The sequence below is a fragment of the Streptomyces sp. NPDC058637 genome (assembly GCF_042717325.1).
In the GTDB taxonomy this organism is placed as follows: Bacteria; Actinomycetota; Actinomycetes; order Streptomycetales; family Streptomycetaceae; genus Streptomyces.
Map to the genome: position 1 here is coordinate 14760 of NZ_JBHXRD010000019.1, position 12194 is coordinate 26953.

14 protein-coding genes are annotated in these 12194 nt (G+C 70.9%); 8 read left to right on the plus strand and 6 right to left on the minus strand.

Annotation, left to right across the window (positions count from 1 at the left end; translation table 11 throughout):
* Window positions 1-313: 313 nt before the first annotated feature.
* A complete protein-coding gene (locus tag ACFWVP_RS20250; RefSeq protein ID WP_384498412.1) occupies window positions 314-661 on the plus strand; it encodes a WhiB family transcriptional regulator in 348 nt (115 codons plus the stop codon).
* A 44-nt stretch (window positions 662-705) separates the two neighbouring features.
* Here the strand turns inward: ACFWVP_RS20250 and ACFWVP_RS20255 are convergent, their stop codons facing one another.
* On the minus strand, window positions 706-2196 hold the full coding sequence (locus tag ACFWVP_RS20255; protein WP_384498413.1) for an ArsA-related P-loop ATPase: 1491 nt from the start codon (window positions 2194-2196) through the stop codon (window positions 706-708).
* On the minus strand, window positions 2193-3224 hold the full coding sequence (locus ACFWVP_RS20260; RefSeq protein ID WP_384498415.1) for an ArsA family ATPase: 1032 nt from the start codon (window positions 3222-3224) through the stop codon (window positions 2193-2195). The genes ACFWVP_RS20255 and ACFWVP_RS20260 overlap by 4 nt, the downstream gene beginning before the upstream one ends.
* A gap of 71 nt (window positions 3225-3295) precedes the next feature.
* Between ACFWVP_RS20260 and ACFWVP_RS20265 the strand changes: the two genes are divergently transcribed.
* From ACFWVP_RS20265 to ACFWVP_RS20280, 4 genes are all read left to right on the plus strand, one after another.
* Window positions 3296-3454: a DUF4177 domain-containing protein gene (locus ACFWVP_RS20265; RefSeq protein ID WP_014155446.1), complete on the plus strand. Its 159-nt coding sequence runs from the start codon at window positions 3296-3298 to the stop codon at window positions 3452-3454.
* Window positions 3454-3924 (plus strand): RidA family protein, encoded by a 471-nt coding sequence (locus tag ACFWVP_RS20270; protein ID WP_384498417.1) that lies wholly within the window; start codon window positions 3454-3456, stop codon window positions 3922-3924. Before ACFWVP_RS20265 ends, ACFWVP_RS20270 begins: the two co-directional genes overlap by 1 nt.
* A 158-nt stretch (window positions 3925-4082) precedes the next feature.
* A complete protein-coding gene (locus ACFWVP_RS20275; RefSeq protein ID WP_384498418.1) occupies window positions 4083-4997 on the plus strand; it encodes an NUDIX hydrolase in 915 nt (304 codons plus the stop codon).
* Entirely contained in the window at window positions 4994-5824 is an 831-nt protein-coding gene (locus ACFWVP_RS20280) for an MBL fold metallo-hydrolase (RefSeq protein ID WP_384498419.1), read from the plus strand. Before ACFWVP_RS20275 ends, ACFWVP_RS20280 begins: the two co-directional genes overlap by 4 nt.
* A gap of 83 nt (window positions 5825-5907) precedes the next feature.
* On the opposite strand, the gene ACFWVP_RS20285 is transcribed toward ACFWVP_RS20280, so the two are convergent.
* Window positions 5908-6582, minus strand: a complete 675-nt coding sequence (locus tag ACFWVP_RS20285; protein WP_014046869.1) for a Crp/Fnr family transcriptional regulator — start codon at window positions 6580-6582, stop codon at window positions 5908-5910.
* Between the two features lie 403 nt (window positions 6583-6985).
* On the opposite strand from ACFWVP_RS20285, the gene nth reads away from it, so the two are divergent.
* The 3 genes from nth (at window position 6986) to ACFWVP_RS20300 (ending at window position 10100) form a co-directional block, all read left to right on the plus strand.
* On the plus strand, window positions 6986-7984 hold the full coding sequence (gene nth / locus ACFWVP_RS20290) for an endonuclease III (protein ID WP_384498421.1): 999 nt from the start codon (window positions 6986-6988) through the stop codon (window positions 7982-7984).
* An 81-nt stretch (window positions 7985-8065) separates the two neighbouring features.
* On the plus strand, window positions 8066-8803 hold the full coding sequence (locus ACFWVP_RS20295) for an NUDIX hydrolase (protein ID WP_384498422.1): 738 nt from the start codon (window positions 8066-8068) through the stop codon (window positions 8801-8803).
* Window positions 8804-8894: 91 nt separating this feature from the next.
* Window positions 8895-10100 carry a MarP family serine protease gene (locus tag ACFWVP_RS20300; protein ID WP_384498424.1) on the plus strand — a complete coding sequence of 402 codons (1206 nt, stop codon included), beginning with the start codon at window positions 8895-8897 and terminating at the stop codon, window positions 10098-10100.
* 249 nt (window positions 10101-10349) lie between these two features.
* On the opposite strand, the gene ACFWVP_RS20305 is transcribed toward ACFWVP_RS20300, so the two are convergent.
* The 3 genes from ACFWVP_RS20305 to ACFWVP_RS20315 form a co-directional block, all read right to left on the minus strand.
* Window positions 10350-10553, minus strand: a complete 204-nt coding sequence (locus tag ACFWVP_RS20305; protein WP_384498426.1) for a hypothetical protein — start codon at window positions 10551-10553, stop codon at window positions 10350-10352.
* Window positions 10554-10657: 104 nt separating this feature from the next.
* A complete protein-coding gene (locus ACFWVP_RS20310) occupies window positions 10658-11635 on the minus strand; it encodes an alpha/beta fold hydrolase (protein ID WP_384498428.1) in 978 nt (325 codons plus the stop codon).
* Window positions 11632-12162, minus strand: coding sequence for a phage holin family protein (locus ACFWVP_RS20315; protein ID WP_384498430.1), 531 nt, complete (start codon window positions 12160-12162; stop codon window positions 11632-11634). Before ACFWVP_RS20315 ends, ACFWVP_RS20310 begins: the two co-directional genes overlap by 4 nt.
* Window positions 12163-12194 lie beyond the last annotated feature (32 nt).

Below are 12194 nucleotides of genomic sequence, written 5' to 3' on the forward strand. Positions count from 1 at the left end.
TATCAACCCCTGTGCACGGCCCCTGCGCAAATTCAGCCACCCGCCGAGGCGCTCCCGAATTCGCCTCACGTGTCACTGAATGTCCGTTGCGACCTGGGTATCCTGTCCCGATTTCGTCGGGATAGTCACGCATGTCCTCGCCTCACTCCTCTGGGTGATCTGCCGCTTACCCATAGTCCGTTCGGGCCATTCAAGATTGGGCCCGAAGGGGGTGTTGCGCTGTGCCTGCCTTCCGTAACGTCCTCAACTGGCAGCGGTGAATATGCCGCTGTCGCCGTGGGGGAGCCTCGATTCGGGAGAGGACGGCGCCGGCATGGGCTGGGTAACCGACTGGAGTGCGCAGGCAGCCTGCCGCACTACCGATCCGGATGAATTGTTCGTACAAGGGGCAGCGCAGAACAGGGCCAAGGCGGTGTGCACCGGTTGCCCGGTGCGGACCGAGTGCCTGGCCGATGCGCTGGACAATCGCGTCGAGTTCGGCGTGTGGGGCGGAATGACGGAGCGGGAGCGCCGCGCACTGCTGCGCCGACGGCCCACCGTCACGTCCTGGCGCCGCCTGCTGGAGACCGCGCGCAGTGAGTACGAGCGGTCCACGGGCATGCTGCCCGCTGCGGTGGGCCTGGACGACGAACTGCACGAGACGTACGCCGCCGTGGGGTAGACCCGCGTGGGGCGGCCCCCGTGAGGAGGAGCCCGGCGTCTGTCCTACACGGCTCCGGCCGGAGCAGGAGCGGAACCGGTCGCGAGTCGTTCCCCGACTGCCCGAAGGCCCGGGAGGTCGTGCACATCACCGGGGAGCGCGGCCACCTCGGTCACCGCGACCTCGGGGTGGAGCGCGGTGAAGCGGTCGCGTGTGCGCTGCTCGCGCGCGACGACCTGCATCCGCTCGGCGTGCAGCCGCAGCAGACCGGCGGTCAGCTGCTCGACGGACACCTCGGGAACGGTGACGGGTACGGCTGTGGTGTCCTCTTCCGTGTGGGTGGGGGGCCCGGACGGGTCAGGCGACTTTCGGTCATGCGGCTCGGGGTCGTGCGGTGCTCGGTCGTGCTGTTCGGGGGCAGGCGACTTCCGGTCGTGCTGTTCGTGGACGAGCGGCTTCGGGGGGTGCGGCTCGTGCGAGGTGGAATCGTGCGGCGTCGGCTCGTTGCTGTGCTCGGGGGGGAGCGGTGACTCGGGGGCTTCGGGAGGGGTGACGGCCGCCGGGTCCGCCGGGTCACAAGAGCCAGCCTTCCCGGCCGGCTGATCCACAATGCCGACGCCTTCAAGATTTTCTGCGGCGGCCAGGGCCCCTTCCGCGGAGAGCCGTGCGGCCTCGCTGCCGTGCACCCTGTTGAGGACCAGTCCGGCCAGCGGCATCTCCTCCGCGGCCAGCCGTTCCACGAAGTACGCGGCCTCACGCAGGGCGTCCCGTTCCGGCGTCGCGACCACGAGGAACGCCGTGCCGGGGGCCTGGAGCAGCTTGTACGTGGCATCGGCCCGGGTACGGAATCCGCCGAACATCGAGTCCATCGCCGCGACGAAGGTCTGTACGTCACGGAGGAACTGTCCGCCGAGCAGCTTGCCGAGTGTGCCCGTCATCATCGACATGCCGACATTCAGGAACTTCATGCCGGCCCGCCCGCCGATCTTCGCCGGCGCGATCAGCAGCCGGATGAACTTCCCGTCGAGGAAGGAGCCGAGACGTTTCGGCGCGTCCAGGAAGTCCAGTGCGGACCGGGACGGAGGGGTGTCGACGATGATCAGGTCCCACTCGTCGCGCGCCCGGAGCTGCCCCAGCTTCTCCATCGCCATGTACTCCTGCGTGCCCGCGAAACCGGCCGACAGGGACTGGTAGAAGGGGTTCTCCAGGATCGCGCGGGCCCGCTCGGCGTCGGTGTGCGCCTCGACGGTCTCGTCGAAGGTGCGCTTCATGTCGAGCATCATGGCGTGGAGTTCGCCGGTGCCACCGATGCCCTCGACCCGGCGGGGGATGTTGTCGAGCCGGTCGATGCCCATGGACTGGGCGAGCCGGCGGGCCGGGTCGATGGTGAGGACGACGACCTTGCGGCCGCGCTCGGCCGCCCGTACACCGAGCGCCGCGGCGGTCGTGGTCTTGCCGACGCCACCCGACCCGCAGCACACGACGATCCGGATCCCCGGGTCGTCGAGGAGCGCGTCGGTGTCCAGCCCCGGTGCGATGTCCGTGCCCGCTGTCATGACCCCACCCCTTGTCCGGAACGCGGCGCGTCCCCCGCGGATCCCTGCCCCGCCGCGTCCGCCGTGTCGTCGCCGACACCCTGTTTACGGAGCTCGATGGACAGGTCGTACAGCGCGGACAGGCTCACGCCCTCGCCCATCAGCGGCAGCTCGACGGTGGGCAGCCCGAGCCCGGCCAGCACCGCACGCTGTTCGCGTTCCAGGCCCACCCGCTGGGCGTGCTCGGCGGCCTGTTCGACCAGCGGCCGTACGAGTCCGGCCGAGCCCGTCACGCCCGACCTGGTCAGCGCCTTCGCGATCTCCCTGCGACGGCCCCCGGAAGCCGTGCGCAGCGCGTCCTCGTCCAGCAGGTGCGGTCGCACCATGTTCACGACGACGCGTCCCACGGGCAGGTCCGCGGCCCGCAGTTCCGCGATGCCGTCGGCGGTCTCCTGGACCGGCATCTCCTCCAGGAGCGTCACCAGGTGGACCGCCGTCTCGGGAGACTTCAGGACCCGCATCACGGCCTGCGCCTGATTGTGTATCGGGCCGATGCGGGCCAGCCCCGCCACCTCGTCGTTCACGTTGAGGAAGCGGGTGATGCGGCCGGTGGGCGGGGCGTCCATGATCACGTGGTCGTAGACGAACCTGCCCTGCTTGTCCTTGCGGCGCACGGCCTCACAGGCCTTGCCGGTCAGCAGGACGTCCCGGACACCGGGCGCGATGGTGGTGGCGAAGTCGATCGCGCCGAGCTTCTTCAGCGCCCGGCCGGCACTGCCCAGCTTGTAGAACATCTGGAGGTAGTCCAGGAGTGCGCGCTCGGCGTCGATCGCCAGCGCGTGGACCTCCCCGCCGCCGGGCGCCACGGCGATCCTGCGTTCCTCGTACGGGAGGGCCTCGGACTCGAAGAGCTGGGCGATGCCCTGTCTGCCCTCGACCTCGACGAGGAGAGTGCGCCTGCCCTCGGTCGCGAGGGCGAGCGCGAGTGCGGCGGCGACCGTGGTCTTACCGGTACCGCCCTTGCCGCTGACGACCTGGAACCTGCTCACGTCTTCGAGCCTAACCAGTCGGCAGGCAGGCTACGCACGAGGCCGCGTGTGCCAGGCATTACAGTCGGCTCATGACCAAGTGGGAATACGCGACCGTGCCCCTTCTCGTGCACGCGACCAAGCAGATTCTGGACACCTGGGGCGAGGACGGCTGGGAGCTGGTCCAGGTCGTTCCCGGCCCGAACAACCCCGAGCAGCTCGTGGCCTACCTGAAGCGGGTGAAGCCGTAGTGGCGGGCGCCGTCGAGGCGAAGCTCGCAGAACTCGGCCTGACGCTCCCGGACGTCGTACCGCCGCTGGCCTCGTACCAGCCGGCCGTGCGGTCGGGGGTGTACGTGTACACCTCCGGCCAGCTGCCGATGGTGGACGGCAAGCTCGCGGTGACGGGCAAGGTCGGCGCCGAGGTGACGGCGGACGAGGCCAAGGAACTGGCGAAGACCTGCGCGCTGAACGCGCTGGCGGCCGTGAAGTCGGTCGCCGGTGACCTGGACCGGATCGCCCGGGTCGTGAAGGTCGTGGGATTCGTCGCGTCGGCCTCCGACTTCACCGGGCAGCCGGGCGTGGTCAACGGCGCGAGCGAGCTGCTGGGCGCGGTCCTGGGTGACAAGGGCGTGCACGCGCGGAGCGCCGTGGGCGTCGCCGTACTGCCGCTGGACGCACCGGTGGAGATCGAGGTCCAGGTCGAGCTCGTCGAGGCCTGAGTCCGTAGCTTCGCCTTCGTACCTTCCGTCGAACCGCTGATCCCGCCCGGTCCTCCGTGACCGGGCGGGATCATGTGTGCCGGGATCATGTGTGTACGAGGCACCAACGAGGCCGGGCGCCCCTCGAACATCGACGCGGTTCCGGATAGCCTCCGGCCATGTCCAACGGTCAGTGGTACCCACCGGAATGGCCCGCCCGGATCAGGGCCCTCGCCAGCGGCGAGCTGACAGCCGTGACGCCCAGGCGGGCGGCCACGGTGATGCTGCTGCGGGACGACCCGGCCGGGACGGGTACCCCGGGTCCCGCCGTCCACATGCTGCGCCGGCGCACCTCCATGGCCTTTGCCGGCGGCGCGTACGCCTATCCGGGTGGCGGGGTCGACCCGCGCGACGACGACCACCTCGTCGAATGGGCGGGACCGTCCCTGGAGACCTGGGCGGAGCGGCTGGGCGTCGACACCGTCGCCGAGGCGCAGGCCGTCGTCTGCGCGGCGGTCCGTGAGACGTACGAGGAGGCGGGCGTCCTGCTGGCCGGGCCCACCGCGGACACCGTCGTGAGCGACACCACGGGCGCCGGATGGGAGGCCGACCGCGAGGCACTCGTCGCCCGCGAGCTGTCCTTCGCCGGGTTCCTCGACCGCCGCGGCCTGGTGCTGCGCTCCGACCTGCTGGGCGCGTGGGCCCGCTGGATCACCCCGGCGTTCGAACCGCGCCGCTACGACACCTGGTTCTTCGTCGCCGCACTCCCGGAGGGCCAGCGCACCCGGAACGCCTCCACCGAGGCCGACCGGACGGTCTGGATCCGGCCCGCCGAGGCCGCGGAACGCTACGACCGGGGTGAACTGCTGATGATGCCGCCCACAGTGGCCACGCTGCGGGCGCTGAGCCCGTACGGGACGGCCGCCGAGGCGCTGAGGGCAGCCGATTCCCAGAACCTCACCCCCGTGCTGGCAGAGGCCCGTATGGAGGGCGACGAACTGGTGCTCAGCTGGCCGGGGCACGACGAGTTCACCAAACACATCCCCTCCGCGTCGGGCGGCACCCCCGCGGGCGTGGAAGGCGGCACCGCGTGAGCGACGCGGCGGCACTGCCCGGACAGCCCCGCGGCGGGGTGCTCTCCGGCCCCGCCACCACCCGTACGGTCAACGTCCTGGCGCCCAACGCCTCGGCGATGACACTGGACGGCACCAACACGTGGATCGTCGCGGAGCCGGACTCCGACCTCGCGGTCGTGATCGACCCGGGGCCGCTCGACGACGCGCATCTGCGGGCCGTCATCGACACCGCGGAGCGGGCCGGGCGGCGGGTGGGCCTCACCCTGCTCACCCACGGCCACCCCGACCACGCGGAGGGCGCGGCGCGCTTCGCCGAGCTCACGCGCACGAAGGTGCGCGCCCTGGACGCGGCCCTGCGCCTCGGGGACGAGGGCCTGACGGCGGGGGACGTCATCACCACCGGAGGCCTCGAACTCCGGGTGGTCCCCACCCCGGGCCACACCGCGGACTCGCTCTCCTTCCACCTGCCCGCCGACCGGGCCGTGCTGACCGGCGACACGATCCTCGGACGCGGCACCACCCTCGTCGCACACCCGGACGGCAGGCTCGGCGACTACCTGGACACCTTGCGGCGGCTGCGCTCGCTGACCGTCGACGACGGGGTGCACACGGTGCTTCCCGGCCACGGGCCGGTGCTGGAGGACGCCCAGGGCGCCGTCGAGTACTACCTCGCCCACCGCGCGCACCGGCTCGCCCAGATCGAGACGGCCGTGGAGGCCGGACACCGGACCGCCGCCGAGGTCGTGGCGGCGGTGTACGCGGACGTGGACCGTTCCCTGTGGCCGGCGGCGGAGCTGTCCGTACGGGCCCAGCTGGAGTACCTGACCGAGCACGGCCTGATCTGAGGCACGGCGCGCACACCGCCCCCGGGCGCACGAAGGGCCCCACCGCAGGGTGGGGCCCTTTCGTCGAGCTACGGGACAGTGCGTCAGCGGGACCGCTTCGCCAGCCGTTCCACGTCCAGCAGGATCACGGCCCGGGCCTCGAGCCGCAGCCAGCCACGGCCCGCGAAGTCCGCGAGGGCCTTGTTGACCGTCTCGCGGGAGGCGCCGACCAGCTGGGCCAGCTCTTCCTGCGTCAGGTCGTGCACCACGTGGATGCCCTCCTCCGACTGGACGCCGAAGCGACGCGACAGGTCCAGGAGCGCGCGGGCGACACGGCCCGGTACGTCGGAGAAGACCAGGTCGGACATCTGGTCGTTGGTCTTGCGCAGCCTGCGCGCGACGGCCCGAAGCAGCGCGGTGGCCACCTCGGGGCGGGCGTTCAGCCAGGGCTGGAGGTCGCCGTGACCGAGGCCGAGCAGCTTGACCTCGGTGAGCGCCGTCGCGGTCGCGGTGCGCGGGCCCGGGTCGAAGAGCGACAGCTCACCGATGAGCTCGCCGGGGCCGAGGACGGCCAGCATGTTCTCCCGGCCGTCGGGGGAGGTGCGGTGGAGCTTCACCTTGCCCTCGGTGACCACGTACAGGCGGTCGCCCGGGTCGCCCTCGTGGAACAGCGCGTCACCGCGTGCGAGGGTCACCTCACTCATCGAGGCGCGGAGCTCCGCGGCCTGCTCATCATCGAGCGCCGCGAAAAGCGGGGCGCGCCGCAGAACGTCGTCCACGAGTTCTCTCCTTGTCGGCCTGTTCAGGGAAGCGTGGTCCCCATGATGCCGGACGGTAAAACAGTGCGATCGATCACAAACCAGTTTGACGCACGGGCGTGCCGGACCCTACGGCAGGGGGCCGATCGGGCGTGGATAGGTGGTGACCGGGGCGGATGTCAGCCGCTGGCTCTAGGCTGACCGGATGTCCGGAACGCCGGTGAGAGCGCAGGCCGAGGGGGCTGATGAGGTGTCGGAAGACGAGAATTCCGCTGTGGGCGAACAGTCTGCGCGAGGCCGGAGAAATGGGACAGAACGACTTGCGGGAGGGTCGGGCGGGTCCGCCGGGCCGAACGCGCGGGAAGCCGGCGCGGCTCGGGCCCGGACGGCTCGGGAGCCCGCGAAGAAGGCTGTGAAGAAGTCAATGAAGAGGTCCGTGACGGAGACCGCGAAGAAGACGGCGGCCAAGCCCGCGACCGGGACCGGGACGGCGAAGAAGGCCGTGAAGAAGGCCGCGAAGAAGGTGGCGACCGGGCCCGCGACCGGGACCGGAGCCGGGAAGAAGGCAGCGGACAAGCCCGCAGCCAGGACCGGCGCCGCGAAGAAGACGGCGACGGAGCCCGCGACCGCGACCGGCACCGCGAAGAAGCCCGGGAAGCCGGAATCGCATCTCGCCATGGTCCGTCGCGCCCGCCGCATCAACCGTGAGCTCGCCGAGATCTATCCGTACGCCCACCCCGAGCTGGACTTCCGTAATCCGTTCGAGCTCCTGGTCGCCACGGTGCTCTCCGCACAGACCACCGACCTGAGGGTCAACCAGACCACTCCCGCGCTCTTCGCCGCCTATCCGACCCCCGAGGACATGGCCGCCGCCGTCCCCGAGGAACTGGAGGCGATCATCAGGCCGACCGGGTTCTTCCGGGCCAAGGCGCGGTCCCTGATGGGGCTGTCGGCGTCCCTCCGGGACGACTTCGGGGGCGAGGTCCCGGGCCGCCTCGCGGACCTCGTGACCCTGCCCGGAGTAGGCCGCAAGACGGCCAACGTCGTGCTCGGCAACGCGTTCGGCGTGCCCGGCATCACCGTGGACACCCACTTCGGCCGACTGGTCCGCCGCTGGAAGTGGACCGAGCAGGAGGACCCGGAGAAGGTCGAGGCGGAGGTTGCCGAGATCTTCCCGAAGAGCGAGTGGACGATGCTCTCGCACCGCGTCGTCTTCCACGGCCGACGCATCTGCCACTCCCGCAAGCCGGCCTGCGGGGCCTGTCCGATCGCCCCGCTCTGCCCCGCGTACGGCGAGGGCGAGACGGACCCCGAGAAGGCCAGGAAGCTCCTGAAGTACGAGATGGGCGGCTATCCGGGCCAGCGGCTCAGCCCGCCCCCGGACTACCCCGGCAGGCCGGCCCCGCCACTGGGAGCCGGATGAACTGCACCACTCCCACGAGTGGTGCACGGGCAGCGCGGAACGAAATCGCCGACGACAGGCGTTGGAACGACGGGGGTGTCCATGACGCACGCACAGAGCACACGGGCCGCGAGGGACGCGGCCACCACAGGGACGGGCGCGCCCCAGGACAGCGCGATCACCGTCACCACCGACGGACTGCCCGGCTGGCTCGACCCCGTCGCCCATGCGGCGCGGAGCGTCCGGGCCCAGCAGCTCAGCCGGTTCCTGCCGCCCGAGAGCGGCGCCGGACGCCAGTCCGCGGTGCTGATCCTCTTCGGTGAGGGCGAGCGCGGACCCGAACTGCTGCTGATGGAGCGCTCCAGCTCCCTGCGCTCCCACGCGGGCCAGCCGTCCTTCCCCGGAGGCTCCCTCGACCCCGCGGACGGCGACCGTGCCACCACCGGGCCGCTCAGGGCCGCGCTGCGGGAGGCCGAGGAGGAGACCGGTCTCGATCCGAGCGGCGTCCAGATCTTCGGTGTGCTGCCCCGGCTCTACATCCCGGTCAGCAGCTTCGTCGTCACGCCCGTCCTCGGCTGGTGGCGGGAGCCGAGCCCGGTGGGCGTGGTCGATCCGGCCGAGACCGCCAGGGTCTTCACCGTCCCCGTGGCGGATCTCACGGATCCGGCCAACCGCGCGACGGCCGTCCATCCGAGCGGGCACCGAGGCCCGGCATTTCTGGTCGAATCCGCACTCGTATGGGGCTTCACGGCCGGTGTGATCGACCGGATCATCCACTTCGCGGGGTGGGAACGCCCCTGGGACCGGACCAAGCAGGTGCCGCTCGACTGGCGCGCATGACAGGCTGACTCCCGTGCTGCGCTGTTCCGGGTCTGGCCCGGACCCCGTCGAACCGGACGGGCCAGGTGACGAATCTGCGAGGCTATAGACGGTGAACGTGCTGGACATCCTGCTGCTGGTCGGTGCCGTGTGGTTCGCGGTCATCGGCTACCGCCAGGGTTTCGTCGTCGGGATCCTGTCCGTGATCGGCTTCCTCGGGGGCGGCCTCGTCGCCGTCTACCTGCTGCCGGTGATCTGGGACCAGCTGACCGACGGATCGCAAGTCTCCTCCACCGCGGCGATCGTCGCGGTCGTGATCGTGATCGTCTGCGCCTCCGTGGGCCAGGCCTTCACCACGCATCTGGGCAACAGACTCCGCAGATACATCACGTGGTCGCCGGCGCGCGCCCTGGACGCCACCGGAGGTTCCCTGGTCAACGTGGTGGCCATGCTGCTCGTCGCCTGGCTGATCGGTTCCGCACTCGCGGGCACGACCCTGCCGACGCTGGGCAAGGAGGTCCGCAGCTCCTCGGTCCTGCTCGGGGTCTCCCGGGTGATGCCCGATCAGGCCTCCAACTGGTTCACGGACTTCTCCTCGGTCCTCGCGCAGAACGGCTTCCCGCAGGTCTTCAGCCCGTTCGCCAACGAGCCCATCACCGAGGTCGAGCCCCCCGACCCGGCCCTGGCCGGCAGCCCCGTCGCCGCCCGCGCCAAGAAGTCCATCGTCAAGGTCGTCGGCATGGCACCGAGCTGCGGGAAGGTCCTCGAAGGCACCGGCTTCGTATTCTCGGACCGCCGCGTGATGACCAACGCCCATGTGGTGGGCGGCGTCGACGAGCCGACCGTCCAGATCGGCGGCGAAGGCCGGCTGTACGACGCGAAGGTCGTCCTCTACGACTGGGCGCGGGACATCGCGGTCCTGGACGTCCCGGACCTCGACGCGGAGCCGCTGCGCTTCACGGACACGGACAACGACGCGAAGAGCGATGACGACGCGATCGTCGCCGGCTTCCCGGAGAACGGCGCCTACGACGTACGCTCCGCGCGCATCCGCGGCCGCATCGACGCCGACGGGCCGGACATCTACCACCGGGGCACCGTGCAGCGCGATGTGTACTCGCTGTTCGCGACCGTCCGCCAGGGCAACTCCGGCGGCCCGCTGCTCACTCCGGACGGCAAGGTGTACGGCGTGGTGTTCGCGAAGTCGCTCGACGACCCGGACACGGGATACGCGCTGACGGCCGACGAGATCCGTGAGGACATCGAGCTCGGCAGGTCCGCGGCCCAGCAGGTCGACAGCCAGGGCTGCGCGCTGTAGGGGCGTCCCACCGGGTCCCGACGGGCGCGCGCCGCCCGGCGGCATCCGAGTCGCGCTGCACGGCCGCCTACCCGGGCCGCGCCGCCCGGCGCGCGTCCAAGCGGCGAAGCAGCAGCGAAGCCCGGAATCCTGCGGGCCCGTCACCCCGTGGAAGCCTCCGCGCCGGGATGCGGGAACGGGCCACGTACGGCCCCGCGTCCCCAGAGGCCGAGAGGTCCGTGCGTGGCGTTCCGGACGAGGGTCGGCGCGTCAGCCTCGGGGATGGCGCAGCCGCGCCGAGACCCAGCGGGCCCGGCGGTGGAGGATGCGCGGAATGCCCAGTCGAAGACCATGAGAACCACTCACATCGTGCACCCGGCTCACGGAGCCGTCCCCCTCATGAGAGCTCTGACCAGCAGGAGCGGTCGAGCGGTGGTTGCGTGCTGCGTCATTGAAGTCGCGCGTCCAGCCCATACCCCGACGTCTGCCCGTGACCCAAGGTCGGTAATCGTGTGCGAGTCAGCCAATTGGCTTATGCGGCAGGCAATTGGCTGTTCGTCGGACACCTGTTCCCTCGGCTACCGGTCGGGCTCGGGATCCTTGAGCCAGCTGATGAGTTCGGTCGAGAAGCCGACCGGATCCTCCTCGTGGGGGAAGTGCCCCAGACCGTCGAAAAGTCGCCACCGGTACGGCGCCTCGACGTACTCGCCCGACCCCGCGGAACTACGGGTACGGACAGCCGGGTCGAGCGAACCGTGCAGGTGCAGCGTGGGGACGCGCACCGGGCGCTTCATCCGGCGGTTGAACTGGATGCCGTCCGGACGCGCCAGGGAGCGCACCATCCAGCGGTACGGCTCGATCGCGCAGTGCGCCGTCGACGGGATGCACATCGCACGCCGGTAGACGTCCACCGTCCCGTCGTCGGGGAAGTCCGTGGTGCGCGGCCCCGACCAGTCCCGGATGAGTCTGCCGACCAACGCCGCGTCGTCCGCGACGAGCTGACGCTCCGGGACCCACGGCCGCTGGAATCCCCAGATGTGCGAGCCGGCCCGGGACTGAGCGGGGTCGGAGAGCATCGAGGACCGCCAGCGACGCGGATGCGGCATCGAGGACACCACAAGCCGCCGCACCAGCTTGGGCCGCATGACGGCGGCCGTCCACGCGAGATAGCCCCCCATGTCGTGACCGACCAGCGCCGCGTCCGGTTCGCCGAGCGAGCGGATCACGCCGGTGACGTCGAGCGCCAGGTTGGCGGGGTCGTACCCCCGGGGCGTGCGGTCGCTGCCGCCGACGCCGCGCAGGTCCATCGCGACCGCGCGGAACCCGGCGTCGGCCAGCGCGGTGAGCTGGTGGCGCCAGGTCCACCAGAACTGCGGGAAGCCGTGCAGCAGCAGCACCAGCGGCCCGTCCCCGAGCTCGGCGATGTGGAAGCGCGCACCGTTGGCGGCCACGTCGCGGTGGGTCCAGGGGCCGTCGAGACGTACGGGACCGCCGGAACCGGCAGCCGGTCCCACCGGTCCGGCCCGGTCGGGCGCGTTGACATCAGGGTCGGTCATGTGGACGAGCGTGCCACAGAGGCCGCCTTGTCCTGGACCGGACGGTTCTCGATGGCCTTGTCCGAGAGCGTGCTGCCCTGCGTCCGGCCGATCACACGCGCGGTGACGGCGGGCCGGGGATGCGGCTTGACGCCCTGCAGGACGGCGGCGGTCTGCTTGGCCGAAGCGATGGACTTCTCCGGCGGCTTGACCTTCTTGAACTTGGCGATGGCGATCAGGGCGAGCAGGACCGCCAGCAGGATGAACGCCAGGCCCACGATCCCGAAGCACCAGGCGAGCCCGAGCCCCGACGTGTGGATCCAGTAGGCGGCGGCGAAGCTCAGCACGGGCAGCGAGAACAGGATCAGCACACCCGCGACGATGAACGCCACGCTGCCGATCACACCGCGTTTGACGTCCTGGCGCACCTCCGCCTTGGCCAGGGCGATCTCGTCGTGCACCAGCGCGGACATCTCTGCCGTCGCCGAGGCGAACAGCTGGCCGATACTACGGTCGGTACTGCCCGCGTAGTTGCCGGGGTCGCTCATCCCTGACTCCCTCTCCTCTTCCGTACATCCGA